This window comes from Xanthomonas hawaiiensis, assembly GCF_031834635.1.
Classification (GTDB): Bacteria; Pseudomonadota; Gammaproteobacteria; order Xanthomonadales; family Xanthomonadaceae; genus Xanthomonas_A; species Xanthomonas_A sacchari.
This window is the reverse complement of the sequence record NZ_CP115873.1, coordinates 3,324,912-3,351,321: the sequence shown is the minus strand read 5'-3', so window position 1 is coordinate 3,351,321 and position 26,410 is coordinate 3,324,912. Positions and strand designations below refer to the sequence as shown.

The 26,410-nt window shown below is 70.8% G+C and carries 24 protein-coding genes; 14 read left to right on the top strand and 10 right to left on the bottom strand.

Features of this window, described 5'->3' with window-relative positions; translation table 11 throughout:
- Positions 1 to 134 precede the first annotated feature (134 nt).
- Positions 135 to 725: a ribosome biogenesis factor YjgA gene (gene yjgA, locus PG878_RS14365; RefSeq protein WP_209031908.1), complete on the bottom strand. Its 591-nt coding sequence runs from the start codon at positions 723 to 725 to the stop codon at positions 135 to 137.
- Positions 726 to 820: 95 nt separating this feature from the next.
- On the opposite strand from yjgA, the gene pmbA reads away from it, so the two are divergent.
- The 4 genes from pmbA to PG878_RS14345 all read left to right on the top strand — a co-directional run bounded on the left by pmbA (position 821) and on the right by PG878_RS14345 (position 5,603).
- Positions 821 to 2,185 (top strand): metalloprotease PmbA, encoded by a 1,365-nt coding sequence (pmbA, locus tag PG878_RS14360; RefSeq protein ID WP_209031907.1) that lies wholly within the window; start codon positions 821 to 823, stop codon positions 2,183 to 2,185.
- Between the two features lie 269 nt (positions 2,186 to 2,454).
- On the top strand, positions 2,455 to 2,832 hold the full coding sequence (locus tag PG878_RS14355) for a DUF4870 domain-containing protein (protein ID WP_010344465.1): 378 nt from the start codon (positions 2,455 to 2,457) through the stop codon (positions 2,830 to 2,832).
- Positions 2,833 to 3,004: 172 nt separating this feature from the next.
- Entirely contained in the window at positions 3,005 to 4,432 is a 1,428-nt protein-coding gene (locus PG878_RS14350; RefSeq protein WP_209031906.1) for a DUF1800 domain-containing protein, read from the top strand.
- Positions 4,433 to 4,469: 37 nt separating this feature from the next.
- Entirely contained in the window at positions 4,470 to 5,603 is a 1,134-nt protein-coding gene (locus PG878_RS14345) for a DUF1501 domain-containing protein (protein ID WP_209031905.1), read from the top strand.
- A 95-nt stretch (positions 5,604 to 5,698) separates the two neighbouring features.
- Here the strand turns inward: PG878_RS14345 and PG878_RS14340 are convergent, their stop codons facing one another.
- A complete protein-coding gene (locus PG878_RS14340) occupies positions 5,699 to 6,793 on the bottom strand; it encodes a M35 family metalloendopeptidase (protein ID WP_209031904.1) in 1,095 nt (364 codons plus the stop codon).
- A 257-nt stretch (positions 6,794 to 7,050) separates the two neighbouring features.
- On the opposite strand from PG878_RS14340, the gene PG878_RS14335 reads away from it, so the two are divergent.
- Entirely contained in the window at positions 7,051 to 8,607 is a 1,557-nt protein-coding gene (locus tag PG878_RS14335) for a GH39 family glycosyl hydrolase (protein ID WP_209031903.1), read from the top strand.
- Positions 8,608 to 8,802: 195 nt separating this feature from the next.
- Here the strand turns inward: PG878_RS14335 and PG878_RS14330 are convergent, their stop codons facing one another.
- From PG878_RS14330 to PG878_RS14310, 5 genes are all read right to left on the bottom strand, one after another.
- Positions 8,803 to 9,684: a polyprenyl synthetase family protein gene (locus PG878_RS14330; RefSeq protein ID WP_209031902.1), complete on the bottom strand. Its 882-nt coding sequence runs from the start codon at positions 9,682 to 9,684 to the stop codon at positions 8,803 to 8,805.
- Positions 9,674 to 9,937 carry an exodeoxyribonuclease VII small subunit gene (locus PG878_RS14325; RefSeq protein WP_010344458.1) on the bottom strand — a complete coding sequence of 88 codons (264 nt, stop codon included), beginning with the start codon at positions 9,935 to 9,937 and terminating at the stop codon, positions 9,674 to 9,676. The genes PG878_RS14330 and PG878_RS14325 overlap by 11 nt, the downstream gene beginning before the upstream one ends.
- Positions 9,938 to 9,968: 31 nt before the next feature.
- Positions 9,969 to 11,312: a tRNA lysidine(34) synthetase TilS gene (gene tilS / locus PG878_RS14320; RefSeq protein ID WP_209031901.1), complete on the bottom strand. Its 1,344-nt coding sequence runs from the start codon at positions 11,310 to 11,312 to the stop codon at positions 9,969 to 9,971.
- Between the two features lie 848 nt (positions 11,313 to 12,160).
- Positions 12,161 to 12,667 carry a WG repeat-containing protein gene (locus PG878_RS14315; protein WP_244672677.1) on the bottom strand — a complete coding sequence of 169 codons (507 nt, stop codon included), beginning with the start codon at positions 12,665 to 12,667 and terminating at the stop codon, positions 12,161 to 12,163.
- Positions 12,668 to 12,720: 53 nt separating this feature from the next.
- A complete protein-coding gene (locus PG878_RS14310; protein WP_209031899.1) occupies positions 12,721 to 14,427 on the bottom strand; it encodes an alkaline phosphatase family protein in 1,707 nt (568 codons plus the stop codon).
- Between the two features lie 154 nt (positions 14,428 to 14,581).
- On the opposite strand from PG878_RS14310, the gene PG878_RS14305 reads away from it, so the two are divergent.
- The 3 genes from PG878_RS14305 to PG878_RS14295 all read left to right on the top strand — a co-directional run bounded on the left by PG878_RS14305 (position 14,582) and on the right by PG878_RS14295 (position 17,359).
- Positions 14,582 to 15,922 carry a dicarboxylate/amino acid:cation symporter gene (locus tag PG878_RS14305; RefSeq protein WP_209031898.1) on the top strand — a complete coding sequence of 447 codons (1,341 nt, stop codon included), beginning with the start codon at positions 14,582 to 14,584 and terminating at the stop codon, positions 15,920 to 15,922.
- A 7-nt stretch (positions 15,923 to 15,929) separates the two neighbouring features.
- Positions 15,930 to 16,766 (top strand): class I SAM-dependent methyltransferase, encoded by an 837-nt coding sequence (locus PG878_RS14300; protein ID WP_209031897.1) that lies wholly within the window; start codon positions 15,930 to 15,932, stop codon positions 16,764 to 16,766.
- 113 nt (positions 16,767 to 16,879) lie between these two features.
- Positions 16,880 to 17,359 carry an acyl-CoA thioesterase gene (locus PG878_RS14295; protein WP_010341292.1) on the top strand — a complete coding sequence of 160 codons (480 nt, stop codon included), beginning with the start codon at positions 16,880 to 16,882 and terminating at the stop codon, positions 17,357 to 17,359.
- Positions 17,360 to 17,381: 22 nt separating this feature from the next.
- Here the strand turns inward: PG878_RS14295 and PG878_RS14290 are convergent, their stop codons facing one another.
- The 3 genes from PG878_RS14290 to PG878_RS14280 form a co-directional block, all read right to left on the bottom strand.
- Positions 17,382 to 18,131, bottom strand: coding sequence for a nucleotidyltransferase domain-containing protein (locus PG878_RS14290; protein ID WP_209031896.1), 750 nt, complete (start codon positions 18,129 to 18,131; stop codon positions 17,382 to 17,384).
- A gap of 279 nt (positions 18,132 to 18,410) precedes the next feature.
- Positions 18,411 to 19,259: a C40 family peptidase gene (locus PG878_RS14285; RefSeq protein ID WP_209031895.1), complete on the bottom strand. Its 849-nt coding sequence runs from the start codon at positions 19,257 to 19,259 to the stop codon at positions 18,411 to 18,413.
- 107 nt (positions 19,260 to 19,366) lie between these two features.
- Positions 19,367 to 19,909, bottom strand: a complete 543-nt coding sequence (locus PG878_RS14280) for a C40 family peptidase (RefSeq protein ID WP_209031894.1) — start codon at positions 19,907 to 19,909, stop codon at positions 19,367 to 19,369.
- A gap of 109 nt (positions 19,910 to 20,018) precedes the next feature.
- Here PG878_RS14280 and PG878_RS14275 point away from each other — a divergent pair, with 109 nt between their 5' ends.
- The 6 genes from PG878_RS14275 to PG878_RS14250 all read left to right on the top strand — a co-directional run bounded on the left by PG878_RS14275 (position 20,019) and on the right by PG878_RS14250 (position 26,174).
- Positions 20,019 to 20,498 (top strand): FKBP-type peptidyl-prolyl cis-trans isomerase, encoded by a 480-nt coding sequence (locus tag PG878_RS14275; RefSeq protein ID WP_043092617.1) that lies wholly within the window; start codon positions 20,019 to 20,021, stop codon positions 20,496 to 20,498.
- Between the two features lie 142 nt (positions 20,499 to 20,640).
- Positions 20,641 to 21,882, top strand: a complete 1,242-nt coding sequence (locus PG878_RS14270) for a DUF418 domain-containing protein (RefSeq protein ID WP_425611748.1) — start codon at positions 20,641 to 20,643, stop codon at positions 21,880 to 21,882.
- A 157-nt stretch (positions 21,883 to 22,039) separates the two neighbouring features.
- Complete coding sequence (gene gorA, locus PG878_RS14265) at positions 22,040 to 23,401, top strand: glutathione-disulfide reductase (protein WP_209031892.1); 1,362 nt, start codon at positions 22,040 to 22,042, stop codon at positions 23,399 to 23,401.
- A gap of 88 nt (positions 23,402 to 23,489) precedes the next feature.
- Entirely contained in the window at positions 23,490 to 24,425 is a 936-nt protein-coding gene (locus tag PG878_RS14260; RefSeq protein WP_209031891.1) for a DMT family transporter, read from the top strand.
- Positions 24,422 to 24,808 carry an MGMT family protein gene (locus PG878_RS14255; RefSeq protein WP_209031890.1) on the top strand — a complete coding sequence of 129 codons (387 nt, stop codon included), beginning with the start codon at positions 24,422 to 24,424 and terminating at the stop codon, positions 24,806 to 24,808. Before PG878_RS14260 ends, PG878_RS14255 begins: the two co-directional genes overlap by 4 nt.
- Positions 24,809 to 25,517: 709 nt before the next feature.
- A complete protein-coding gene (locus PG878_RS14250) occupies positions 25,518 to 26,174 on the top strand; it encodes a rhomboid family intramembrane serine protease (protein WP_209031889.1) in 657 nt (218 codons plus the stop codon).
- Positions 26,175 to 26,410: the final 236 nt, after the last annotated feature.

Sequence of the window (26,410 nt, the reverse complement as noted above, 5' to 3'; positions counted from 1 at the left end):
CGGGAATCGGGAAAGCGGGTACCGCTGTGCGCTGCAGCTTTGCTGGCCTGGCGGATAGATCCTTTTGGCGCCGCGCCCGCGGTGGCGTCGGAAGTGCGTGCGTGGCCCTTCGCAGTGGCCGACGCCGCTGCGCCTCAGTCGCGCGTGTCGTCCTCGGGCGCCGCGTCGTCGTCCATTCCCGATTCCCCATTCTCCATTCCCGACGCACCACCCAGGATCATCTCGCGCAGCTCCCGGAACAACTCGCGGTAAGCGTGCGGCGGCTTGTTCTTCAGCCGCTCGTCCTTGGCGTTGCGGACCAGTTGGCGCAGCCGCTGGCGGTCGGCGTCGGGATGCTCGGCCAGCAGTTCGGCCAGCGCGGTGTCGCCTTCGGCGAGCAGCCGCTCGCGCCAGTCCTCGACCCGGTGCATGGCCGCCACCTCGCGGCGCGCGCTGTCGCTGTTGACGTCCATGGCCTCGCGGATCGCGTCCAGCACCGCCTCGTCCTCGCGCCGCATCTGCTTGGCCAGGAACGCCAGCTGCCGCTTGTGCGCGATGTGCGAGGTGATGCGCTTGGTCTCGGCGATGTGCGGCAGCAGCGACTCGGGCACCGGCAGCTTGGCCAGCTGCGCCGGGGTCAGCGCCACCAGCTTCTCGCCCAGGCTCAGCACTTCCAGCGCCTCGCGGCGTTGCTGGCTGCGGCTTTCGCCGCGGAATTCACCGGTGTCTTCGTCGCGTCCGCGCATGCTCGTACTACTCGATCGGGCTGGAAATCAAATCAACACATCCGGCCAGGACGGTCGGACAGGGGCGAAGGGATTCGCACAACAAGGATAAAGCATTGAACGCGATCACCCCCGATTTGCACCGCGACGACAGCCAGCAGCGCCTGGAGCGCCTGTCCGACATCGCCGAACGGCTGCTGGCGCGCGCCCGCGCGCTCGGCGCCAGCCAGGCCGAGGTCAGCTGCAGCGAAGACCGCGGGCTGGACGTCAACGTGCGCCTGGGCGCGGTGGAGACCGTGGAATCCACCCGCGACCGCGGTATCGGCGTCACCGTCTACTTCGGCCAGCGCAAGGGCAGCGCCAGCACTGCCGACCTGCACGAGTCCAGCCTGGAGGCCACCGTGGCCCAGGCCTGCGCGATCGCCCGCTATACCGAGGACGACGTGGCCGCCGGCCTGGCCGAGGCGGCGCTGATGGCGCGCGCGCAGCCGGATTTCGATCGTTGGCATCCTTGGCCGCTGCAGGCCGAGGAGGCGGTCGACCTGGCGCTGGCCTGCGAGGCCGCCGGCCGCGACGCGGATGCGCGCATCAGCAATTCCGACGGCGCCTCGGCCGGCACCAGCGAGAGCCTGTCGGTGTACGCCAATTCGCATGGCTTCATCGGTTGCGAACGCAGCACCCACCATTCGCTCGCCTGCACGCTGATCGCCGGGCAGGGCGACGGCATGCAGCGCGACGGCTGGTACAGCAGCGCGCTGGCGCGCGAGGACCTGGAGCGCGCGTCTGCGATCGGCCGCCGCGCCGCCGAGCGCACCGTGGCACGGCTGCAGCCGCGCTCGCTGCCGACCGGCGAGGTGCCGGTGCTGTTCGCGCCGGAGATGGCGCGCTCGTTGATCGGCCATCTGCTCGGCGCCGTGTCCGGCGGCGCGCTGTACCGTCGCGCCAGCTTCCTGCTCGACAGCGCCGGCACCCGCCTGTTCCCCGAGTGGTTCGCGATCGACGAACGGCCGCACCTGCGCCGCGGCCTGCGCTCGGCCGCCTTCGACGGCGAGGGCGTGGCCACCCGCGACGCGCCGCTGGTGCGCGACGGCGTGCTGCAGCGCTACGTGCTGGGCAGCTATTCGGCACGCAAGCTGGGGCTGCAGACCACCGCCAATGCCGGCGGCGTGCACAACCTGCAGGTGGCGGCCAACGCGAGGGACCTGCAGGCCATCCTCAAGGGCCTGCCGCGCGGCCTGCTGGTCACCGACCTGATGGGCAACGGCGTCAATCCGGTGACCGGCGATTACTCGCGCGGCGCCGGCGGGTTCTGGATCGAGAACGGCGAAATCGCCTATCCGGTGGACGAGATCACCATCGCCGGCAACCTGCGGCAGATGTTCCAGGACATCGAGGCGGTGGGCGCCGACATCGACGTGCGCTCGCACGTGCACATCGGTGCGGTGCTGGTCGGCCGGATGACGGTGGCCGGCAACGACTGAGGGCCGCAGCGCGCACCGCGGCCACGCGCCGGTGCTCCGGCCGCTGGCGGCACTGCACCTGCGCATCATGGCGATGCGCTGCGCCCGATCGCCACGACGCTGCGATGGGGAACGAGCGCGATCCGCTGCCGTATGGGCCGATGGACCGGCGCGGCGCCCGGCGCGGTGCGCGTCCCGGTGTGCCGGCCTCGCTTGACAGCGCTGCGCGGGCCGCCGAGAGTGACGCGCCAAACGTCTTGTCCCCTCACCACCAAAGGAACGGAATACCGATGAGCGAATTCGACAACGTCACCGCCCCGCCGCCGCCGCCGGCCTCGGCAGGCCCCCAGGAAGACCGCACGGTCGCGCTGATCACCCATCTGTCGGGGATCCTCCTCGGGTTCATCGTGCCGCTGATCATCTGGCTGGTGAACAAGGACAACCCGGCCAAGTCCTTCCTCAACGATCAGGCCAAGGAAGCGCTGAATTTCCAGATCACCATCGCCATCGCGTACGTGATCTGCATGGTGCTCAGCGTGATCATCATCGGCGGCTTGCTCGCGCCGGTGGTGTGGGTGGTGAATCTGGTGCTCTGCATCCTGGCCGGCATCAAGGCCAACGAAGGCGTCGCCTACCGCTATCCGTTCGCGCTGCGCCTGATCAAGTAAGCGCACCTGCGAGGCATCTCCGAAGGCCCGGCCGCTGCGCCGGGCCTTTTTTGTGCCCGCACTGCGATCCGGCAGTAGATCGCAGGGCGGCCGGGCGCGACGCCGCCGCCGGCCGGTCAACCGCGGCCCGCGCGGTGCGTTTGCAAGGCTGTCGCCACCACCGGAGCGCCGCATGATCCGCCGCGAGAGCTTGAGCGCCGCCAACCGCTTCGGCCTGGGCGCCCGTCCGGGGGAACTGGCCGCCATGGGCGAGCCGCGTGCCTGGCTGGCCGCGCAGTTGCAGTCGCCCCCACTGGCGGCGGAGTTGCAGGGCCTGCCCGACAGCCTGGCCTACCTGCGCCGCGAGGCCGATTACCAGCGCGAACGCCGCCAGGCGCGGCAGCAGGCGGCCGGCGATCCGCAGCAGGCCGCCCGGCAGGCGCAGCAGGCCGCGCGCGGGCTGTACCGGCAGGTACAGGCGCAGGAACTGGCGGTGCGCTACCGGGTCGCGGTGGCCAGCCCGGCCGGCTTCGCCGAGCGCCTGGTGCAGTTCTGGTCCAATCATTTCGCGGTCTCGGTCGACAAGCGCGCAGCCGCGCTGTACGCGGCGCCGATGGAGCGCGAGGCGATCCGCCCGCACTGCATGGGCCGCTTCGCCGACCTGCTGCTGGCGGTGGAGCGGCACCCGGCGATGCTGCGCTACCTGGACAACGCCAATTCGGTCGGTCCCGACTCGCTGCTGGCGCAACGCGCGCAGCGCCGGGCCATGCACATGGATCCCGAACGCCCGGCGCGCCGCCTGGGCCTCAACGAGAACCTTGCGCGCGAGATCCTGGAACTGCACACCCTCGGCGTGGACGGCGGCTATACACAGGCCGATGTCACCGAACTGGCGCGTGCGATCACCGGCTGGGGCGTGCCGGCGCCACGCGATTTCGAGCAGGGTACGCCCGAGCGCGCCTTCGTGTTCCGCGTGCCGGCGCATGCCGCCGGCAGCCGCCTGGTGCTGGGCCGGCGCTATGCCGAGGACGGCGTGGCGCAGGGCGAGGCGATCCTCACCGCGCTGGCGCGGCACCCGGCCACCGCGCAGCACGTCTCGTTCAAGCTGGCCCGGCACTTCGTCCGCGACGATCCGCCGCCGGCATTGGTGCAGCGCATGGCCGACGCGTGGCGGCGCACCGATGGCGACCTGCGCCACGTCTACCGCGCCCTGATCGACAGCCCCGAGGCCTGGGACGCGCAGGCGCGCAAGTTCAAGCCGCCGCAGGAGTTCGTGGTATCGGCACTGCGCGCCGGCGGTACCTGGCCCGAGGCGCCGCCGCAGCAGAAGACCGTGCTGACCCTGCTGGCGCGGATGGGGCAGCCACCGTTCACCCCGCGCTCGCCGGCCGGCTATGCCGACGTGGCGGCGGAATGGAGCGGCGCCGACGCGCTGTGGAAGCGCGTGCAGGCCGCCGAGGCGCTGGCGGCAATGGCCCCGGGCGATCCGCTGGCGCTGGCCGCGACCGCGTTCGGCGATGGTCCGGATGCGGACACGCTGACCGCGGTGCGGCGTGCCGAATCGCCGCGCGAAGGCGTGGCGGTGCTGCTGGCCAGCCCGGCGTTCCAGTGGCGCGCCTGAGCGGCGCGCGGTCCGATCCGCGATGGGAGAGACTCCGATGCAACTGACACGCCGTCGTTTCCTTGCCGCCAGCGGTGCGGCCACCGTGTTGAGCCTGTGGTCGGGCAGCGGCCTGGCCGCGCCGGGCGCCGACACGCGCCTGCTGGTGGTGCTGCTGCGCGGCGCGCTGGACGGGCTGCACGCGCTGGTGCCGACCGCCGATCCCGACTACGCACGCCTGCGCGGCGCACTGGCGCCGCCGCAGACCCTGGCCCTGGACGGCAGCTTCGCGCTGCACCCGGCGCTGGCGTTCGCGCACGAGCTGTACGCGCGCAAGCAATGGCTGCCGGTGGTGGCGGTGGCGCCGCCGTACCGCGAGCGCTCGCACTTCGAGGCGCAGGATTGCCTGGAGAACGGCACCGCACGGCCCAGCGGCGCCTCCAGCGGCTGGCTCAACCGCTGCGCGCTGGCCCTGCACGGCGCCGAGGCGGTGTCGGTGAGCGCGGTGACGCCGCTGATCATGCGCGGCGCGGGCGCGGTCACCAGTTGGTCGCCGCCGCTGCCGAGCGCGGTCAATCCGATCCTGCTGCAGCGTCTGCAGCCGCTGTACGCCGCCGATCCGCAGTTGGCCGGCGATTTTGCGCGCGCGCTGCGCGAGCAGGGCATGCAGGTGGACAGCGTCAAGGGCGGGCAACTGCCGCAGGCGATGAGCGCGGCGGCCAGCTTCATGGCCAAGCCCGACGGGCCGCGGATCGGCTTCGTCGAGGATGCCGGCTGGGACACCCACGGCAATCAGGCCGCGGTGCTGCAGCGCAAGCTGGGCGAACTGGATGCGGGGCTGCGCGCGTTCCACGATGGCGCGCAGGCCTGCTGGTCGCGCAGCGTGGTCGCGGTGGTGACCGAGTTCGGTCGCACCGCGGCGGTCAACGGCACCGGCGGGACCGACCATGGCACCGGCGGCGTGGCCTTCCTGGCCGGCGGCGCGGTACGTGGCGGGCGCATCGCCGGCGACTGGCCAGGCCTGTCGCCGCGGGCCTTGAACGAGGGCCGCGATCTGCGCGCCACCAGCGACCTGCGCAGCCTGTTCCGGCACGTGCTCGCTGCGCATCTGGGCGTGTCCGAGCGCGCGCTGGATACGCAGGTGTTTCCTGGCAGTGCGGGGCTGCCCAGGTTGGAAGGGTTGGTGGCTTAGAGCGCACCCAAGGCCATCAGGACGCGCGGCATCGGCCGCACGCGAACCGGGCGCCGACGGAAGCCGGCGCCCGGGACATCACCGGCGTGCCGGACTCAGTTCTGCGACGGATTGTTCTCGGCGAAGTACTCGTGGCTGTCGGCGTTCTTCACCGCGCGCGCCGGATTGCTGGTGGCCAGGCTCTTGGCTCCGCTCTGCCCGTAGACATAGTCCTGGGTGCCGGCGACCACGCTGAAGTGGCTCATTTCGTGGATCAGGGTGCCGGCCTTGGAGTCGGTGCCGGTCACCGGCGCGCTCCAGAACGCATTGCACACGTAGATCTGGTACGGCTGATCCGGATAGACGTAGGCGTAGGAGCTGTCGCTGCAGCCGCAGTTGATGGTGATCTGCCCGTTGTTCTGGTCGATCGCCGAATCGATGTTGACGAAGTTGGAGGTGGCGGTGCTGTAGCGGCTGGCGTTGTAGGCGCCGAACCAGGTGGTGTAGCGCGCGCCGGTGCTGCCGCCGTTGAGGTAGGTCTTGGCGTTCTGCGAGTAGGTGCGCGCCGCGCTCACCGCGCTGCCGATGGTGCTGATCTGGCTGGTGCTGCACGAGGCGTAGTTGATGCCGTTGACCACCGCCTGCGGGCCGGCCATCAGGTCGTTGCGCACCGCGCGGCCGCGGCCGCCGTCCAGCCACACCGTCAGCGGCGCGCTGGACAGGGTCTGCGGCTCGCCGTCGGCGCGGAGCATGCGCGCGCCATCGGCGAACGCGGCGCCCTGCAGCGGCGCGTCGAGGCGGATGCTGTAGGTGCCGCTGCGGGTCAGGTCGTAGGCCTGGCCGAGATCGATCTGCGCCTGCCGCGTTTCGCCCGGCTGCAGCACCACCATGTCTTCGGCGCGCGGTGCGGCGCGCTTGACCAGGCGCCCGACGTAATCCACCGGCTTGCCGTCGCGCTGGACCTGGAACAGCGCGTTGTCGAGATCGCCCAGCGGCAGTTCCCACTTGGGCACGCGCGCGACTTGCGCGCCGGTGTTGCGGACGGTCACCGCCATCTGGCCGCGCTGCTGGCCGTCGGCGTCGGCGACCGGCGTCAGTTCGACCTGCAGCGGCACGGGCGTGCGCGTGAGTTGCGATTGCGCGGTGGCTGCCGAGATGATGCCGACCAGGCTGAAGCCGATCGCTGCCGAGATCCGGGATGCGTGTTTCATGCAGTCTCTCTCCGTCGAAAGTGGGCGCCCCATGACAGGGGCCGAAGCAAACTAGCCCGGTGTCGTGCGTGTGCGCGTCCGACCTGCGTTTGTCTTCGATTTCGTCCAGCGAAGCGCGCGCCAGGTCTCAGTATCGGCGTCACCGAGGCACGCTGCGCCACGTTCGATGCACCGCGCTGACGCGACGCCTGAGCGTCGATGAACGCGCCGTCGCGGCGATGCTAGAGTCGGCGTCCACCTCATGCTGGGGAACCGCCATGCGATGTCTGCGCCTGCTCTCGGCGGTTGTTGTGGCAGCATGGTCGTGCGTGGCTTTCGCCGCGCCGGCCACGCCGCGCGCGATCGTGCTGGACGTGCACGGGCCGACCACGCCACGCGATCGCTTCTACGACCTGTCGGTCGGCGCGGACTATCCGGGCACGCTGCGGCGCGAGGACAGCCTGGCGCAGTTGCGCACCGCGCGGGACGAACTGGGGTTCCGCTATGTGCGCTTCCACGCGATCTTCCATGACGTGCTGGGTACCTACCGGGAGGTCGACGGACAGCCGCGCTACGACTGGAGCGGGATCGACCGCCTGTACGACCGCCTGCTCGGCATGGGCATCCGCCCCTTCGTCGAGCTGGGCTTCACCCCGGAGGCGATGAAGACCTCCGACCAACACATCTTCTATTGGAAGGGCAACACCTCGCACCCGCGGCTGGACCGGTGGACCGCGCTGGTGGACGCCTTCGTGCGCCATCTGCGCCAGCGCTACGGCGAGGACGAGGTGCGCCGCTGGTATTTCGAGGTCTGGAACGAGCCGAACCTCGCCGGCTTCTGGGAAGGCGCCGATCAACCCGCCTATTTCGCGCTGTACGCGGCGACGGCGCGCACGCTCAAGCGCATCGATCCGCAGTTGCGGGTAGGTGGTCCGTCTACCGCCGGCGCGGCCTGGGTGCCGGCGTTCATCGCCCAGGCGCATGCGGCGGGCACGCCGGTGGACTTCATCACCACCCACACCTATGGCGTGGACGGCGGCTTCCTGGACGAGCAGGGCCAGAGCGACACCAGGCTGTCGCCTGCACCGGATGCGATCAGCGGCGACGTGCGCCGCGTGCGTGCGCAGATCCAGAACTCGGCGATGCCCGGGTTGCCGTTGTACTTCACCGAATGGAGCAGCAGCTACACGCCGCGCGACCCGGTGCACGACAGCTATCTGAGCGCGGCCTACATCCTGAGCAAGCTGCGCGCGGTGGAGGGACTGGTGCAGGGCATGAGCTACTGGACCTACAGCGACCTGTTCGAGGAGCCGGGGCCGCCGACCGCGCCGTTCCAGGGCGGGTTCGGCCTACTCAACCCGCAGGGCCTGCGCAAGCCGGCGTACTTCGCCTACCGGTATCTCAACGCGCTGGGCGAACGCCAATTGCGCAATGCCGATCCGCAGAGCTATGCGACCTACGACGACGGCGTGCTGAAGGTGCTGGCCTGGGACTTCGTCGCGCCGCACCAGGACAAGAGCAATCGCCCCTATTTCACCCAGGTGCTGCCGGTCGCGCCGGCGCCGCCGCTGCGCCTGCAACTGCGCGGGCTGGCGCCGGGTGTCTACAGCGTGGCGATCCGCCGCACCGGCTTCGATGCCAACGATGCCTACAGCGCCTACCTGCGCATGGGCGCGCCGACGACGCTGAGCGCGACGCAGCTACGCCGCCTGCAGGCGCTGACTGCCGATGCGCCGACGCTGCGACAGTTGCGGGTGCGCAGCGATGGCCGCGCGCAGCTCGACGTGCCGATGCGGGCCAACGACGTGGTGCTGCTGGAGTTGCGTCCGCGCTGAGCGCGTGTCCTGCCTGTCGCGCGCAACGTGCACGCGCCGATTCGCGCAGGGGCGACCTCGGCCGCGCTTGCAACCGCGCATTCGTGACGCGAGCGTACGCTGCGCTCCGTCGCCGCAGCAGCCTGCTGTCGCGTGCGTCCGAGCGGCTTGCGCGAGACGCGTGTCGCACGCCGGCACGCGTGCAGGCGCAGTGCGCTAGTGCGCGCGATCGACCGCGAGCCGCGCCAGTGCCGCCAGCGCATCGGCGGCGGCACCATAGCCCTGCAGGCTGTCGCGCATCGCCTGCGCCAGTTCGGCCAGCTTGGCCTTGGCGCCGTCCATGCCGAGCAGGGCCGGGTAGGTGGATTTGGCCTGCGCTACGTCCTTGCCGGCGGTCTTGCCGAGCTGTTCGGAACTGGCTTCGACGTCGAGGATGTCGTCGCGCACCTGGAAGGCCAGGCCCAGCGCGGTGGCGAACGTGTCCAACTGCGCGAGCGCGGCGGGGTCGGCGCCGCCGCCGAGCGCGCCCAGGCGCACGCTGGCGCGGATCAGCGCGCCGGTCTTCAGCGCATGCATGCGTTGCAGGTCGGCCAAGGCCTGCACGCGGCCGGTGGCGTCGATGTCCAGCGCCTGGCCGCCGCACATGCCGGCCGCGCCGGCGGCCTCGGCCAGCGTCTGCAGCCACTGCACGCGCAGCGTCGCTGTCGCGTCCTCGGCGTTGGCCAGCAGCGCGAACGCCAGGCTCTGCAGGGCGTCGCCGGCGAGGATCGCGGTGGCTTCGTCGAAGGCGATGTGCACGGTCGGCTGGCCGCGGCGCAGGGCGTCGTCGTCCATCGCCGGCAGGTCGTCGTGCACCAGCGAATAGGCGTGGATCAGTTCCACCGCCAGCGCCGGCGCGTCCAGGCGCGCGGCGTCGGCGCCGAACAGCGCGCCGCTGGCGTAGACCAGCAGCGGGCGCATGCGCTTGCCGCCGCCGAGGGTGGCGTGTCGCATCGCTGCGTGCAGGCGTTGCGGCGCCAGCGTGGCCGAAGGCAACTGCGCCTGCAGGCCGGCTTCCACCCGTTCGCGCCAGTGCGCGAACGCCGCCTCAGCCGCCATGGGGCGGCACGGAGTCGAAGGGTTCGGCGCTATCGGGCTGTTCGGGATCGCTGAGCAGGCGCACGCGCAATTCGGCCTGTTCCAGCGCCTGCTGGCACTGCCGGTACAGGCCCACGCCGCGCTCGTAGGCGCTGAGCGACTGTTCCAGGCTCAGGTCGCCGGCTTCCATCTTCTCCACCAGTACTTCCAGTTCCTCGAGCGACTGCTCGAAGCGGGCGACCGGGGAGGCATCGTCTTGGGGCTTCTTGGGCATGGCGAAAGTGTGCGCGGCTGCGGCAGCAGGGTCAATGCGAGGCGCGTGCCGGCGCCGGCAGCGGATCCAGCACCAGGCGCGCAGCGTGTGCCTGCAGCCAATCGTGCAGCGGCGCGGCCAGCAGGTCCGGTCCGGCGGCCAGCAGTTGCGTGGCATCGAACAGCAGCGGCAGGCGCATGCGCTCCCACGGCGGCAGCGCCTGCGTCTGCAGCAGGTGCTTGAGCGACTGCGACTGCGTTCGTCCAGGCAGGCGCAGGCGCTCGCCGCCGCGGCGCGCGCGCACCAGCAACGGCATGTCGAAGGCCAGCGTGGTCTCGGCGAGCAGGTGCAACCGGCGGCCATCGGGCAGCGGCAGCGGTGCGCGGCCGTCCCACTGCGCCTGCCAATCCGCAGGCCAGGGCGCGAGGTCGCGTTCGGCGTACAGCGTGTCGCGCCAACTGCGCACGCAGGCGCCGTGCCAGGCGAACTGTGCCGCCGCGTCGGCGCGCGGCTGCAGCAGGTCGCGTTCGATCGCGGCCAGGCCGGCTGACGGCAACGGCGGCAGGCCGGCCTGCGCGACCCACTGGCGCAGCACGCGTGCGCGTCGCGCCGCGGGCAGGGCGCGCAGCGGGGCGAGCGGCAGCGGAGCGCCCGGGGCGTCCTGCAGCGCATCGAGCGCCGCGCGGTCGTCCGCCTCCAGCAACGCACTGGCGTCGGCGCACAGCTGCGCGCTGCGGGCGAGGGCGGCATCGGCGTGCGGCCAGCGCTGGCGTAGCAGCGGCAACACCTGCAGGCGCAGGAAATTGCGATCGAAGCCGGGATCGGCATTGCTGGGATCGTCGATCCACTGCAGGCCGTGCTGTTGCGCATAGGCATGCAGCGCAGTGCGCGGCTGCGTCAGCAGCGGCCGCCACAGGGGGCTGCCGGCGAAATCGGACAGTGCCTGCATCGCCGCCAGGCCATCCGGGCCGGAGGCGCGCAGCGCGCGCAGCAGGAAGGTCTCGGCCTGATCGTCGCGGTGCTGCGCCAGCGCCAGCCATTCGCCGGGCTGCAGCGTCTGCGCGAAGGCCTGGCGCCGCGCCTGCCGTGCCGCCGCTTCCAGGCCGTCGCCGCTGTCGCGCGGCACCTGCACCCGCACCACCTGCAGCGGCACCGCAAGCGCCTTGCACACAGTTGCGCAATGCGTGGCCCAGGCATCGGCGTCGGCGTGCAGGCCATGGTGCACGTGCAGCGCGCGCAGGCCGGCGTCACGGTAGGACGGTCGTTGCGCGAGCAGGTGCAGCAGTACGGTCGAATCCAGCCCGCCGCTGAGGCCGAGCAGCAGCGGCGCCGGCGCCGGATCGGGCAGTGCGGCGGCGAGTGCGGACAACGGGGACGGAGAGGCATGCGGCGGCATCGCGTCACTGTAGACGCAAGCGCACGTCAGCGCGAAGCGTGGCATGGCGACGTCTTTGAGTCCAAACAGCGTTGTGGGAGGACTGCAGTTCCGACACCTTTCAGTTCAATGCGTCGGGACTGAAGTCCCTCCCACAAGAGTAACTGCCGGCACTCGGGGCTATCGCGGATGCTTGCTCAGCCCGGTGCCCGCTCGATGTCGGCCGCCAGCAGGCGACGCCCGGCCTGTGGCCAGTGCGCGACGGCGTCTGAAACAGCGCAAACGTTGGCTGGCGCCCTGTAGGAGGGACTTCAGTCCCGACGCCTTTCGGTTCAATGCGTCGGGACTGAAGTCCCTCCCACAAGAGCAACTGCCGGCACTCGGGGCTATCGCGGATGTGCTTGCTCAGCCCGGTGCCCGCTCGATGTCGGCCGCCAGCAGGCGACGCCCGGCCTGTGGCCAGTGCGCGACGGCGCCTGAAACAGCGCAAACGTTGGCTGGCGCCCTGTGGGAGGACTGCAGTTCCGACACCTTTCAGTTCAATGCGTCGGGACTGAAGTCCCTCCCACAGGAGCAATTGCCGGTACTCGGGGGCTATCGCGGATGCTTGCTCAGCCCGGTGCCCGCTCGATGTCGGCCGCCAGCAGGCGACGCCCGGCCTGTGGCCAGCGCGCGACGGCGTCTGAAACAGCGCAAACGTTGGCTGGCGCCCTGTGGGAGGGACTTCAGTCCCGACGCGGGGGATGCCCACTTCGCAGATGTGCGCTTCCCGCGACACCGCGGGAAATGCAGCGAGAGACGCGTTGCAGAGGGCACGCCCTGGCCACGTTCTCCGCGAAAACGCGACCATGCCGCACACGATCATCGGCTCAGCGCTTGGGCGCCGGCACTTCGCGGTTGTGGCGATCGATGGAGTACCAGCGGCCGCCCTGCATCGGCGTATGGCCGTCGGCATCCGGCGTGCCCGCGCTGCAGCCGTCGCAGACCTCGGCCACGCCGTGTTCGAACGGCCAGGCGAAGTCGTGGACCGGCGCGATCACCTCGCGCAGTTGCCGGTCGTAGAAGCCGATCCGGCCATGGAAAATGCCGCGGGTCAGGCCCTCGGCGAAGCCGTCCGGGCCATTGTCCCAGGTGATCACCGGCAGGCTGCGGCCATCGGCGCGGACGTAATAGAACCGCGCGCCGACGCTCAGCAACGCCAGCCCGTCGCGATCGAAGTGCAGGCGCCGCAGCGCTTGCGGCGTCAGGACCAGGCGTTCGTCGGCACCGAGCTTGCAGCCCGGCACGACGTCGCGGTCGGTGGTCGGATCGCCGAGCCGGCAGGCGTCGTCGGGCTGCGCCTGCGCAGCGGCTGCGGTTGTCGCCAGCGCGAGCAACGCCGTTGCCGCACGCAGGCGGCCACGGCACCACGGCCGGGGCCGAAGCCGCCTCATTGCGCGGTAGCGGCGCTGGTCATGAACGCCGCCGGTTTGGGCAGTTCCACCGGCACGCCGTCGCCGTTGCAGGTGCCGGCCTGGCACAGCCGCGCACGCAGCGTCGGCGTGGCCTGCACGATCACGTGGTAGATCACGTTCTCCTCCAGGCTGCCGCGGAACGCATTGCTGCCGGGGCCGCGCGCCCAGATGCCGACGTCGTCGCCGCCGTGGGTCTCGGCCTTGGTCGGCACCAGCGCTTCCTGCATGAAGTCCGGGCTTTCGGTGTCGACGTGGGTCAGGTCCGGACGGCCGTTGGCCGGCTCGAAGTTGCTCGGCGCATGCGGGAAGGTCTTGACCCCGGCCGGCTGCTGGTTGCTGGCGCCGGTGTAGCCGGGACCGTTGGCGTAGCTGAGCGTGGCGTAGGGCTGGCCGTTGCCGTCCAGCGCCAGGTCGCCGGTGTTGGCGTCCTCGCCGCTGGTGCCGCGCACCTTGCCCAGGATCGGGTTGCCGCGCTGCGGGTAGCCGACGAAGTTCAGCGTGTGCGAGTGGTCGGCGGTGACGATGATCAGCGTGTCCTCGGCCGAGGTCGCGTCCGCCGCGGCCTGCACCGCCTGCGACAGGGCGATGGTCTCGTCCAGCGCGCGGTAGGCGTTGCCGGCGTGGTGCGCGTGGTCGATGCGTCCGCCTTCGACCATCAGCACGTAGCCGTTCTTGTCCTGCGACAGGGTGCGGATCGCGGCCTTGGTCATCTCGGCCAGGCTCGGGTCGCCATTGGCGCTGCGGTCGCGGTCGTGGTCGAACTGCATGTGGTCCGGTTCGAACAGGCCCAGCAGCGCCGGCGCGTGTTGCGCCGCTTCCAGTTGCCCACGGGTCCACACGTAGGCGCCCTGCGGGTGGCGCTGGCGCCATTCGCCGACCAGGTCGCGGCCATCCAGGCGCAGGCCGACCTTGTCGTCGTACTCCGGGTCGCGCTGCTCGACCGTGGTGAACTGGCCGCGGCCGCCGGCCAGCATCACCTGCGGGCCGCGCCCGAAGCGCGCGCTCACCATCTGCTGGGCGATGTCGCGGCAGCCTTCGGCCACCGCCTTCTCCGGCAGGTCGGCGTCGCTTTCCCAGTTGCGCTCGGGTACGTGCGCGTAGGTCGCGGCCGGGGTGGCGTGGGTCAGCCGGGTGGTGGTGACGATGCCGGTGCCCATGCCGGCGCTGTCGGCCAGTTCCAGCCAGCTCAGCAACTGCTTGCCGAGGCTGTCGGCGCAGGCGTCGCGCTTGCCGGCGGACACGCCGATCGCGCCCATGTGGGTCTTCACCCCGGTGGTGATCGAGGTCATGGTGCCGGCCGAATCCGGCGTCTGCGAATCGGTGTTGTAGGTCTTGCTCAGCGCGGTGGCCGGGAATGCCTCCCACGACAGCTGGTTCTCTTCGCCGGAAGCGCCCTTGCGCTGGCCGTCGAGGATGCGCGCGGCGGCGACCGTGGTCAGGCTCATGCCGTCGCCCAGGAACAGGATCACGTTCTTGGCCTTGCCGCGCATCGCGCCGTTGTTGGCGGCCTTGGCGGCGCCGCTGCGGTACCACCAGGCCGGGGTCTCGCCGGCCGGATGGGCCACCGCGGGGACGACGATCGGCGCGACGTTGGCGCTGGCGGCCGGCGCGTGCGGCGCGCTGGCGCACGCGCCCAGCAGCAGGGTGGAGGCGGCGGCGAGGGCGGAAACGGGAAGGCGCATACGCGGAACGGGTCCTGAACAACGAAGTCCCCCGCATTATGCCGGCTGCGACAAGGCACGCCGATGACATCGCGCCTTTCCAGCCATGGCGTCGTCGCTGCCGCCGGGGTGCGCTATCGTGATGCGAAACCCCCGAGATTTCTGGACAGCGTCGATGAAACTGGTGACGGCCTGGTTACGCATTCCGTTCTGGCAGCGCGTGGTCGCCGGCTTCCTGCTGGGCGCCCTGGCGGGCTGGGCGCTGGGGCCGACCGCCGAGACATGGTTCAAGCCGCTGGGCGATCTGTACGTCACCCTGATCAAGATGATTGCGGTGCCGCTGGTGTTCTTCGCCGTCATCAACGCGATCTCGGCGCTGCACGGGCAGCAGTCGGTGGCCAAGCTGGGCGGGCGCACCTTCCTGTGGTTCGTGGTCACCGCGGCGCTGGCGGTCGGCGTCGGCCTGGCCGTGGGCTCGGTGCTGCAGCCGGGCGCCGGCCACCTGGGCCTGCGCGTGGACAGCGCCTGGAAGCCGGGCGACGTGCCCAGCCCGGTGCAGGTGCTGCTGGACGTGGTGCCGTCCAACCCGTTCTATGCGCTGACCGGCATCGGCACCAGGACCAACGCCGCCGGCGAGACCGTGCTGGCGGCCGGGCGCGGTTCGATCCTGCCGGTGATCTTCTTCGCCGCGCTGCTGGGTTTCGCCATGGTCAAGCTCGGCGAGCGCGTGGCCGAGGCGCGCAAGCTCACCAAGCAGATGAGCGAGATCATGATCCAGGTCACCCGCTTCGTGCTGGAGATGACCCCGCTCGGCACCTTCGGCCTGATCGCCGCGCTGGTCGGCGGCTATGGTTTCGGCAAGCTGCTGCCGTTCGGCAATTTCGTGCTGGCGCTGTACCTGGCCTGCGCGATCCACATCGTGGTGGTGTACAGCGGCCTGCTGCTGGTGCACGGCCTGAATCCGTGGAAGTTCTTCCGCGGTGCCGCGCCGGGCATGCAGGTGGCCTTCGTCAGTTCCTCCAGCTTCGCCGCGATGCCGGTGGCGCTGCGCTCGATCACCCACAACCTGGGCGTCAACAAGGACTACGCGGCGTTTGCGGTGCCACTGGGCGCCAGCATCAAGATGGACGGCTGCGGCGCGATCTTCCCGGCGCTGTGCGCGGTGTTCATCGCCCAGTACACCGGTGTGCCGCTGACCGCCAACCAGTATTTCGTGGTGCTGATCGCCTCGGTGCTGGGCAGTTTCGGCACCGCCGGCGTGCCCGGCACCGCGGTGGTGATGGCCACGGTGGTGCTGAGCGCGGCCAACCTGCCGCTGGAGGTGATCGGCTACCTGTACGCCATCGACCGCGTGCTGGACATGATGCGGACCATGACCAACGTGACCGGGCAGATGCTGGTGCCGGTGCTGGTGGCCAAGGAGACCGGCCTGCTCGACCGCAGCCTCTACGAGGCCGCCTCGAGCAATGTCGGCCTGGAAGACCCGCCGGTCGACGGTTCCGGCCAGGTCCGTTGATGCGGCCGTGAGGACGCCCGCAGAGAGCCTGCGCGCGCAGTTGCTGCGGTTGCCGGGGCTTGCGCTCCACGAGGGCGTGCTGGTGCACGACGCGTTGCCGGACGACCCGTTCGAGCAGCGCTATCTCGAGGTGCGCCGCCGCGAAGGCCGGCTCTACAGCGACGCCCAGGTGCGCGCGCTGCCGCAGCCGCCCGGCGCGCTCGGCGCCAGTCACGAATGGCGGGTGCGTGCCGAATCGTGCCGGCGCCTGCTGCGCCACCTGCGCGCGCGCGGCGGCGACGGTCCGCTGCTGGAACTGGGCTGCGGCAACGGCTGGTTGTCGCATCGCCTGGCCAGCGGCCTGCAGCGCGAGGTGTGCGGCGTCGACGTCAATCGCATCGAACTGGCGCAGGCGGCGCGGGTGTTCGCCGACGCGCCGCGGTTGAGCTTCATCGCCGGCGACATCCTGCGATTGCCGCTGCCGCCACAGCGGTTCGATGTCGTGGTGGTGCCGGCGTGCCTGCAGTATTTCGCCGATCCCCGCGCGCTGATCGCGCATCTGCTGCAGTTGCTGCAGCACGATGGCGAACTGCATATCCTCGACAGCCCGTTCTACGCCGACGCCGAGCAGGCCCAGGCCAGTGCCGCGCGCAGCCTGCGCTACTTCGGCGACCTGGGCTGCGCCGAACTGGCGCAGCACTACCACCAGCACACCGACGCGACGCTGGACGGCATCGTGCTGCGCCGGCTGTTCGACCCACGCCGCTGGTCCGCACGCTGCCTGCGCGCGCTGCGTTGGCGCCAGCCGCATTTCCCGTGGCTGTGCATCCGCAAGCGCGACAACCTGGCGCCGGCCGCGACGTAGCCGACGACGCCGGCCGCCAGTGCGTCTGCGGCGACAGGCCATTGCGGCGCCGTTGCGATTGGTGGCAGCGGCGCATGGCAGACTGCCGCCTCCTTCCCCTGCATGGATTCCCGATGAGCGGCACGCAACGCGAACTGACCTTCCGCTTCCTGGCCGAGCCGATCGACGTCAACTATGGCGGCAAGGTCCACGGCGGCGTGGTGATGAAGTGGATCGACCAGGTCGGCTACGCCGCTGCGGTGGGCTGGAGCGGCCACTACAGCGTGACCGTGGCGGTGGGCGGCATCCGCTTCGTTTCGCCGATCCGCATCAGCGACATGGTCACGGTCAGCGCCAAGCTGGTCCATACCGGCACCAGCAGCATGCATTTCGCCATCGAGGTGCGCGCCCGCGATCCGATGGGCGGCGAACCGCGCCTGTGCACCCATTGCATCATCGTGTTCGTGGCCCTGGACGGCGTCGAAGGCCGCCCGACCGCGGTCCCGGCCTGGCATCCGGACACGCCGGAAGACCATCGCCTGGCCGAGTACGCGCAGAAGGTGATGGAACTGAGCAAGGGCATTGAGGACACCATCGCCCACTACCACGGCTGAGGGCACGCGCCCGCGCGCTGGCTCAGGCGCGCCAGTCCGCCGGCGCCGTGCGGCAGTCGCCGTCGAACAGGCGGCCGCCGTGCGCGGCCAGTTCCTGCTGCGCCAGCGCCAGTACCGGCGCGCAGTCGGCGCTGGCGAACAGCGTGGAGAAGGCCTGGTCGAAGCGCTCGCTCAACGCGTGATCCACCCGTGCCAGCAGGCGCGGCACCCACTTGCCGCTGCCGTACCAGTGGCCGCGTCCGCGCAGCGCCAGCTCCGCCAGGCGCGGATGCAGCAAGGCGCCGATCGCGACGATCTCGGCGGCGCTGCGCTTGCCGCACAGGTCGTCGACCAGGTCGGTGATCTCGTAGCGCAGCGCGTCCAGTTGCGCCTGCGTCAATGGCGGCGGTCCGGCCTGCAGCCGCGCGGCGACTTGGTGTTGCAAGGTCCGTGCTGCGTCCGTCGCGGTGCCGACGATGCGGCCCTCGGCGATCATGTGCAGCAAACTGGGACGGCCGCGCGCGGCGTCTTCATCGACGAACCAGGCGAGGGTGCCTGGATCGTGCACGAAGGCCTCGACCGGCACGCCCTCGGCCAGGAACGATTCGCGGCGCGCCGCCGGCAGGCCGTCATAGACCACGACCAGATCGAGATCGGACAAGTGCGTGCCTTCGCCGCGCAGGATCGAGCCGGCGGCGAAGCCGAACGCCGCGCCGGCATAGCGGGTGGACAGCAGCGATTGCGCGATCGCCAGCGCCTGGGCGGGCGTTGGCAGGGTATGCCTGGCCGGCATCAGCGCAGCGCCTGCAACAGCGGCCAGGACGCGACCCGGCGGCGCTGGTCATCATCGGCACGGCATGACTGCAGGGCGGGCGAGGGGCGTGGTGGCATCGAAGTCCCGGTGACGCGATCAAGGCCCGCCAGCGTAGCGTGCCGGCGGGCGACGCGGACAGCGGCGATGACGCCCAGCCGGGCAGGGCGGAACCGCAGCGGAATCCGGCGACACCACCGGCCGCAATAAAAAAGGCCGCTGTCGCCAGCGGCCTTTCCTTATGTCTGCGAACGAAGCGGCTTACATCGCCACGCGGCGCGCCTGCACGAACTTCTCGCCCCAGTAGCCGGAGGTCAGCGTATCCACGCGCACGTCCTTGCCGCGGCTGGGGGCGTGCAGGAAGCGGCCCTCGCCGACGTACAGGCCGACGTGGTCGACGCGGCCCTTGCGGCCGAAGAACACCAGGTCGCCCGGCGCCAGCGCGTCGCGGTCCTTGATCAGTTGGGCGTTGGCCTCGCGGGCCATCTCGCGCGACACGCGCGGCAGCTCGATGCCCAGCGCGGTGCGGAACACGTAGCCGACCAGGCCGCTGCAGTCGAAGCCTTCGGTGTCCTCGCCGCCCCAGCGGTACGGGGTGCCCAGCAGCGCCATGGCGCGCTTGAGCACGGACTGGACCTTGTCGCCGCCCGGGACCACGCCTTCGCGCGGGACCGGCTGGGACACGTCGTAGTTGGCCAGCAGGCGGCTGATGTCGCCGGCGAACATGGCCGAGCGGTCCATCAGCGGAATGGTGTCGTTGGCGGCCAGGTGCGGCAGCAGGGCGGCCAGCGTGGCGCTGGCGGCAGCGTCGGCCTTGCTGCGCGTCGGCGCGGGCGCCTGGGCGGCGGCGGCCGGCTTGGCCGAGGCGACGGAAGTGGAGGTCTGTGCGGTCACCGGGGCGGTGGTCGCCGCGGCGCCGACCTGGGCCGGGGCGGGGGCGGGGGCGGGGGCGACGGTCGCGATCGCTTCCGGGACGACGGTGTCGGCGGGAGCGGTCTGAGCCAGGGCCGGGAGGGCCAAGAAACAGAGCGAGGCGGTGCAGAAGAGGCGGAAAGCGGTCCGGCGGGGAACGGCGGGCTTGCCTGGAGAGGTCTGGGCTTCGGTCGTCACGCTTGGATCACAAAATAAAACGATGGGGGATCATGCCTTGTAGACAGAAATAGGAAGTTCAAATAAGGTTAAATTTTCGTAATTATGAATGTGGGTGAAATCACAATTCAGCGCAAAACCCGTTTTGCGCCCGTGTAATGGTCCCGCCAGTAGGCCCCGTCCAGCGAATCCAGGCGCACCGTCCCGCCGGTGCTGGGGGCGTGCACGAAGCGGCCTTCACCGACATAGATTCCGACGTGCGTCACGTTTCCTGCGCTGCCGAAGAACACCAGATCCCCGGTGCTCAGGCGCTGCGGGTCGATCCGCGGTCCCTGCACCGCGGCCAGTTCGCGCGAGGTGCGCGGCAGCCGCAGGTCGAGCATGTCGCGGTAGACGTAGGCGACCAGGCCGCTGCAGTCGAACCCGGATTCGGGGGTGTTGCCGCCGTAACGGTAGGGGGTACCGACCAGGCCCAGCGCGCGCATCAGCACCGCGTTGGCCGCGCCCGGGTCGGCCGGTGCCACCTGCGGCCATTCGCGCACCGTCACCGGTGCTGGCCGGGTGTGGCGGACCTCGTGGCGTCCGCAGGCCGCCAGCGCCGCGGCGCACAGCAGCGGAAGCCACCACGGGAACGCGCGGCGGCCGCGCGGCGAAACTGGCGTGTTGTGCATGGAGCCGGGATAATGCGCGACCTCAGAAGGCCGCCATCATGGCGGCGCTCCCGGCGGCCGACAAGCCGCCCATCCCGTCTGCCCCCGGCAGCCACAGCGCAGAGTGCACATGAAGATCGAAAAAGACCGCGTCGTCCGTTTCCACTACACCGTTTCGGAAGTCGGTCAAGAACCGATCGAAAGCTCCAAGGACCGCGATCCGCTGGTGATCCTGGTCGGCCACGGCAACATCATCCCGGGCCTGGAGAACGCGATGATGGACAAGGCCGCCGGCGACAGCTTCGGCGTCGACGTGGCCGCCAAGGACGCCTACGGCGAATACCGCGAGGGCCTGAGCCAGCGCGTGCCGAAGAAGCATTTCGGCGCGGCCAAGCTGCAGCCGGGGAGCCAGGTGGTGCTGCAGACCAACTTCGGCCCGCGCGCGGTCACCGTGCAGAAGGTCGGCATGAGCGTGGTCGATGTCGACCTCAACCACCCGATGGCCGGCAAGGACCTGCACTTCGACGTGGAAATCGTCGACGTGCGCGAGGCCAGCGCCGAAGAGATCGAGCACGGCCACGTGCACGGCGACGGCGGCCACCACCACTGAGTGCGTTGGCGGCGGTGCCGGTCGCGCCGGTGCCGCCAGCCCTGGCGCCGCGCGCAGCGGCGCCGTCGCGCCGCCGCGGATGCCGGCGGCCTTCCTGATCGCGGCGAGGGGACATTCGCCGGCCTTCCGTCCGGTGCCCGCCTTGGCTTCTTCCGCCCCCGTGTTGCAGCCTGTCGCGCCGGCCGAGCGCATCGCCATCCTGGACGTGCTGCGCGGCTTCGCCCTGCTGGGCATCCTGCTGATGAACATCGAGGGCTTCGTCGGGCCGCTGGACGCGGCGATGACCGGCCTGGATCCGGCGCTGCGCGGTGCCGACCGCATCGCCGACGCGCTGGTCTACATCCTGGTGCAGGGCAAGTTCTACACCTTGTTCTCGCTGCTGTTCGGCATGGGCTTTGCGGTGATGGCGCAGCGCGCCGAGACCGCGCGGCGGCCGTTCGGTGGCTTCTTCCTGCGCCGCAGCGCGGGGCTGTTGCTGATCGGCCTGCTGCATGCCGTGCTGCTGTGGTCCGGTGACATCCTGGTGAGCTACGCGCTGCTGGCGTTCATGCTGCTGGCGTTCCGCGAGGCGCCCACGCGCTGGCTGCCGGGGATGGCGCTGGTGGTGTACCTGTTCGCACCGGCGCTGTGGCTGTTGATCGGCGCGGCCGCCTGGGCGGCGCAGGCCGATCCGCACGGTGCGGCGCAGTGGCACCGCGAGATGGCCGAGCAGGCGCAGCACGGCGCCGCGGCGCTGGCGCAGCAGCGCGCGGTGTTCGGCCACGGCAGCTACGCCCAGGCCACCGCGCAGCGCGCGCGCGACCTGGTCGAATCGCTGAGCGGGCTGCTGTTCAATGCGCCGACCATCTTCGGCATGTTCCTGCTCGGTGCCTGGTGCGTGCGCAGCGGCCTGGCCGCGCAACCGCAGCGCTTCCCGCGGCTGCTCGCGGTGTTGCGCTGGGGCGTGCTGCCGCTGGGCCTGCTGCTGATGCTGCTGAGCTTCCGGCTGGAGCCGTGGATGGACCCGGCGCGGCTGGATCTGCGCCTGACCTTTGCCTACGCCCTGGCCAGCGTCGCCGGCGGGCTGATGGCGCTGGGCTATGCGGCCTGGCTGGTGCGCGCCGCACCGGCGCTGCAGTGGCTGGCGCCGGCCGGGCGCATGGCGCTGAGCAACTACCTGCTGCAGTCGCTGGTGTGCACCACGCTGTTCTATGGCTATGGCTTCGGTTACTTCGAGCGGTTGCCGCGCGCCTGGCAGATCCCGTTCGCGGTCGCGCTGTTCGCGCTGCAGGTGGCGCTCTCGCACTGGTGGTTGCAGCGGTTCCGCTTCGGCCCGGTGGAGTGGCTGTGGCGCTCGGCCAGCTATCTGCGCTGGCAGCCGATGCGCCGCCGCGACGCGGCCTGAGCGCAGTCGCTGCAGCGGCGTCCTCACATCTGCCGCGCGGTCGCCCATGGCATGCTTCGCGGCGACCGAGACATGCGACAGGACAGCCGATGGACGATGTGAACCGCGCGCACCGCGCCGCGCCCGATGCGACCCCGCCGCGCGCCGAGCGTGCGCCGTGAACGGGGCGATCCGCGATTACGACCTGCTGGTGCTGGGCGGCGGTTCCGGTGGTCTGGCCACCGCGTTCCGTGCCGCCAGCCACGGCGCGCGCGTGGCGATCCTGGAGCCGAGCGCGCTCGGCGGCACCTGCGTCAATGTCGGCTGCGTGCCGAAGAAGGCGATGTGGCTGGCGGCGGACCTGGTCGAGCGCATCGACCTGGCGCGCGCGGTCGGCTTCTCCATTCCCGAGGCCACGCTGTCGTGGGCGGAGCTGGTGGCGCATCGCCAGGGCTACATCGGCAACATCCACGCCAGCTACCGGCGCCGGCTGGATGCCGACGGCGTGGTGCTGATTCCGCGGCGCGGCCGGCTGGTCGATGCGCACACCGTCGCATGCGACGACGGCGTGCGCGTCAGCGCCAGGCACGTGGTGATCGCCACCGGCGCGCACGCGCTGCGGCCGGATATCGACGGCGCCGAGCTAGGCCTGGTCTCGGACGACTTCTTCAATCTGTGCGAGGCGCCGCCGCGGGTGGCGATCGTCGGCGGCGGCTACATCGCGGTGGAGCTGGCCGGGCTGTTGCAGGCGCTGGGCAGCCGGGTGGAGCTGTACGTGCAGGGCGAGCGCCTGCTGGAGCGGTTCGACGCGGAACTGGCGCGGCAGCTCGCCGACAATCTGCGCCACCAGGGTGTGCGACTGCATTTCGGGTATCGCGCCAGCGCCCTGCGTCGCAGCGGCGAGGGCGTGTGCGTGGTCGATGCGCAGGGACAATCTGGCGAGACCGTCGACAAGGTGTTCTTCGCGATCGGGCGCCGGCCCAACACGCGCGACCTCGGCCTGGAAGCGCTGGGCGTGCGCCTGGGCGACAAGCACGAGATCGTGGTGGACGCCTACCAGAACACCGACGTGCCGGGGCTGTATGCGATCGGCGACGTGGCCGGCAAGGTCGGCCTGACCCCGGTGGCGATCGCCGCCGGACGCAAGCTGATGGACCGCGTGTTCGGCGACCGGCCGCAGGCGCGGCTGGATTACGAGAACGTCCCCAGCGTGGTGTTCTCGCACCCGCCGCTGGGCCAGGTGGGGCAGGGCGAGGAACAGGCGCGCGAACGCTATGGTGCCGATGCGGTGACGGTGTACCGCAGCAACTTCCGGCCGATGCTGCAGGCGCTGGCCGACTCGCCGCAGCGCAGCCTGTTCAAGCTGGTGTGCGTCGGCGCCGAGGAGCGCGTGGTCGGCGTCCACCTGCTCGGCGACGGCGCCGACGAGATCTTGCAGGGGTTCGCGGTGGCGTTGAAGCTGGGCGTGACCAAGCAGCAGCTGGAGGACACCGTGGCGATCCATCCGACCTCGGCCGAGGAAGTGGTGCTGATGCGCTGAAGCCGCGGCGATCCGACGGCTGGTCGGCTGCGGCGCCGTAGAATGGCGGCATGCACGTGTCCTCTTCTCCCTGCCGCGGCGCTGCGCGATGAGCGCGCCCGGCACGTCCGCCGCCGTCGCTTCCTCCGGTACACAGGCCAGCCTTGGCGGCGTGCTGCTCGCCGCGGGTGGCGCGATCGCGTTTTCCGGCAAGGCCATCATCGTCAAGCTCGGCTACCGCTACGGCGTCGATGCGGTGACCCTGCTGGCCTTGCGCATGCTGGTGGCGCTGCCGTGCTTCGCGGCGATGGCGCTGTGGGCGGCGCGCCGCGCGCCGCCGCTGCAGGCGGGCGACCGTTGGCGGATCGTCGTCCTGGGCGTCCTCGGCTACTACCTGGCCAGCTTCCTGGATTTCCTCGGCCTGGCCTACATCACCGCGACCCTGGAGCGGCTGATCCTCTATCTCACCCCGACTCTGGTGCTGCTGATCGGCGTCCTGCTGTGGCGGCGACGGCCGCAGCGGCGCCAGCTGTGGGCGCTGGGTTTGAGCTATCTGGGCGTGCTGCTGGCGTTCGGTCACGACCTGCGCATCGGCGGCGCGCGTACTGCCTGGGGCAGCCTGCTGGTGTTCGGCAGCGCGCTGGCCTATGCCGCCTATCTGGTGGGCAGCGGCCAACTGGTGGCGCGGGTCGGTGCGGTGCGGTTGACCGCCTACGCCAGCCTGGTCGCCTGCGCGCTGTGCATCGCGCAGTTCCTGCTGCTGCGGCCGTTGCACGCGCTGGCCCTGCCGGCGCCGGTGTACGCGCTGTCGCTGCTCAACGGCACGCTGTGCACGGCGGTGCCGGTGCTGGCGACGATGCTGGCGGTGCAGCGCATCGGCTCGGCACTGGCGTCGCAGATCGGCATGCTCGGCCCGGTCTCGACCATCGTGCTCAGCGTGCTGCTGCTGGGCGAGGCGATGGGGCCGTGGCAGATCGCCGGCACCGTGCTGGTGCTGGGCGGGGTGCTGCTGGTGTCGCGGCCGGTGCGGGCGCGGCCGGCATGAGTCCACGGCGGCCGCCCGCAGAGACGGCATCGGCAACGGCCGCAACGACGGCGGCCACCGAAGCGCATGCGCGGATCCTGGCGACGATCCGGGCGATCCCCCCGGGCCAGGTGCGCGGCTATGGCGAGGTGGCGGTGCTGGCTGGGTTGCCGGGTCGCGCGCGGCTGGTGGCGCGCCTGCTCGGCGGCAACACCGACGCCGCGCTGCCCTGGCACCGGGTGCTGCGCAGCGACGGTCGCATCGCCTTTCCCGAAGGCTCGCGTGGCTATCGCGAACAATGCCAACGCCTGCGCGCCGAAGGCGTGGTGGTGCAGGGTGGGCGGGTGAAGCGCGGGCCTAAGCCGGCGCGGGATCTCGATGCCGAAGTGTGGGGGCCTAGGTAGCGAGGCGTACCGGAACTGCGGCGGCCCGTGTCTCAAAGAGCAGAAGAGGCCAGCTGTGAATGGCTTAGCCCCTCTCCCTCCGGGAGAGGGGTTGGGGTGAGGGTAGGGGCGCGAAGCGCATGCGGTGTTTCAACTGCGCGAGGCTGCGCCCGGACCCTCATCCGCCCCTTCGGGGCACCTTCTCCCGAGGGGAGAAGGGAACGCTAAGTCACTCTCCCTTCGGGAGAGGGGTTGGGGTGAGGGTTGGGGCGCGAAGCGCATGCGGTGTTTCAACTGCACGAGGCTGCGCGCGCACCCTCATCCGCCCCTGCGGGGCACCTTCTCCCGAGGGGAGAAGGGAACGCTAAGCCCCTCTCCCTGTGGGAGAGGGGTTGGGGTGAGGGTAGGGGCGCGAAGCGCATGCGGTGTTTCAACTGCGCGAGGCTGCGCCCGGACCCTCATCCGCCCCTGCGGGGCACCTTCTCCCAAGGGGAGAAGGGAACGCTAAGCCCCTCTCCCTGCGGGAGAGGGGTTGGGGTGAGGGTAGGGCGCGAAGCGCATGCTGCCTGTTGACTGCGCAAGGCTTCCCCCGCGCCATCATCTGTCTCTTCGGCGCACCGCGCTCGCAACTTCTTGGAAGAGAAGCGTTGGTCGTGGAATGCCGCCGCGCCGGTTGGAGTGCAGTTTCCAGCGAGCGGCTATGATGGGGGCAGTTGCCACGGACCCGACCATGTTTCCCAGACTTCCGCCCGTCACCCAAGCGCTGCTGATCGGCAACGTCGTGGTGTTCCTGCTGCAGATGCTGTTCGGCATGGACACCTTCGAGCCCTTCATGCTGTGGCCGATCGGTGCGTTCGATGCGTTCTCGCCCGGGCAGAACTTCCAGATCTGGCAGTTGCTGACCTACGGCTTCCTGCACGACGACTTCATGCACCTGCTGTTCAACATGTTTGCCCTGTACATGTTTGGCAGTCCGCTGGAACAGACCTGGCGCGAAAAGCGCTTCCTGACCTACTACCTGGTCTGCGTGGTCGGCGCCGGCCTGTGCCAGTTGCTGGTCGGCTGGTGGATGGTCAGCAACGGCATGCAGCCGCTTCCGGTCGTGGGCGCCTCCGGCGGCATCTTCGGCCTGCTGCTGGCTTTCGGCATGCTGTTTCCGAACCAGCGGGTGGTGCTGCTGTTCCCGCCGATCCCGATGAAGGCGCGCACCTTCGTGATCGTGTTCGGCGCGCTGGAACTGCTGATGGGCTTCACCGGCTGGCAGCCGGGCGTGGCGCATTTCGCGCATCTGGGCGGCATGCTGTTCGGTTGGCTGATGATCCGCTACTGGCGCGGCCAGCCGCCGTTCGGCAAGCGCAAGCCGCCGCGCCCGCGCATCGTGCGCTGAGCGCACCGACCGCATAGGCAAGTGCAACCCCACGCGGCGCGCGCGGGGCAATCGGCTTTTCCCTTCTCCCGTCGGGACCATGGCCCCCTTTTGCGGGGGAAGGTGCCCCGCAGGGGCGGATGAGGGTACGGGCGGAGCCTCGTATTGTCAGCACGGTGCCGGCGCTTCGCGCGCCGTACCCTCACCCCAACCCCCGCTTCGCGCCCCGGCCCGCGCTTGCGACGCGGGCGCTCCAG

Bases quoted from the DNA above. Each gene is read 5' to 3' on its own strand.
- yjgA (WP_209031908.1), bottom strand. From the start codon at position 725: ATGCGCGGACGCGACGAAGACACCGGTGAATTCCGCGGCGAAAGCCGC.
- PG878_RS14355 (WP_010344465.1), top strand. From the start codon at position 2,455: ATGAGCGAATTCGACAACGTCACCGCCCCGCCGCCGCCGCCGGCCTCG.
- PG878_RS14350 (WP_209031906.1), top strand. From the start codon at position 3,005: ATGATCCGCCGCGAGAGCTTGAGCGCCGCCAACCGCTTCGGCCTGGGC.
- PG878_RS14345 (WP_209031905.1), top strand. From the start codon at position 4,470: ATGCAACTGACACGCCGTCGTTTCCTTGCCGCCAGCGGTGCGGCCACC.
- PG878_RS14340 (WP_209031904.1), bottom strand. From the start codon at position 6,793: ATGAAACACGCATCCCGGATCTCGGCAGCGATCGGCTTCAGCCTGGTC.
- PG878_RS14335 (WP_209031903.1), top strand. From the start codon at position 7,051: ATGCGATGTCTGCGCCTGCTCTCGGCGGTTGTTGTGGCAGCATGGTCG.
- PG878_RS14330 (WP_209031902.1), bottom strand. From the start codon at position 9,684: ATGGCGGCTGAGGCGGCGTTCGCGCACTGGCGCGAACGGGTGGAAGCC.
- PG878_RS14325 (WP_010344458.1), bottom strand. From the start codon at position 9,937: ATGCCCAAGAAGCCCCAAGACGATGCCTCCCCGGTCGCCCGCTTCGAG.
- tilS (WP_209031901.1), bottom strand. From the start codon at position 11,312: ATGCCGCCGCATGCCTCTCCGTCCCCGTTGTCCGCACTCGCCGCCGCA.
- PG878_RS14310 (WP_209031899.1), bottom strand. From the start codon at position 14,427: ATGCGCCTTCCCGTTTCCGCCCTCGCCGCCGCCTCCACCCTGCTGCTG.
- PG878_RS14305 (WP_209031898.1), top strand. From the start codon at position 14,582: ATGAAACTGGTGACGGCCTGGTTACGCATTCCGTTCTGGCAGCGCGTG.
- PG878_RS14295 (WP_010341292.1), top strand. From the start codon at position 16,880: ATGAGCGGCACGCAACGCGAACTGACCTTCCGCTTCCTGGCCGAGCCG.
- PG878_RS14290 (WP_209031896.1), bottom strand. From the start codon at position 18,131: ATGCCGGCCAGGCATACCCTGCCAACGCCCGCCCAGGCGCTGGCGATC.
- PG878_RS14280 (WP_209031894.1), bottom strand. From the start codon at position 19,909: ATGCACAACACGCCAGTTTCGCCGCGCGGCCGCCGCGCGTTCCCGTGG.
- PG878_RS14275 (WP_043092617.1), top strand. From the start codon at position 20,019: ATGAAGATCGAAAAAGACCGCGTCGTCCGTTTCCACTACACCGTTTCG.
- PG878_RS14260 (WP_209031891.1), top strand. From the start codon at position 23,490: ATGAGCGCGCCCGGCACGTCCGCCGCCGTCGCTTCCTCCGGTACACAG.
- PG878_RS14255 (WP_209031890.1), top strand. From the start codon at position 24,422: ATGAGTCCACGGCGGCCGCCCGCAGAGACGGCATCGGCAACGGCCGCA.
- PG878_RS14250 (WP_209031889.1), top strand. From the start codon at position 25,518: ATGTTTCCCAGACTTCCGCCCGTCACCCAAGCGCTGCTGATCGGCAAC.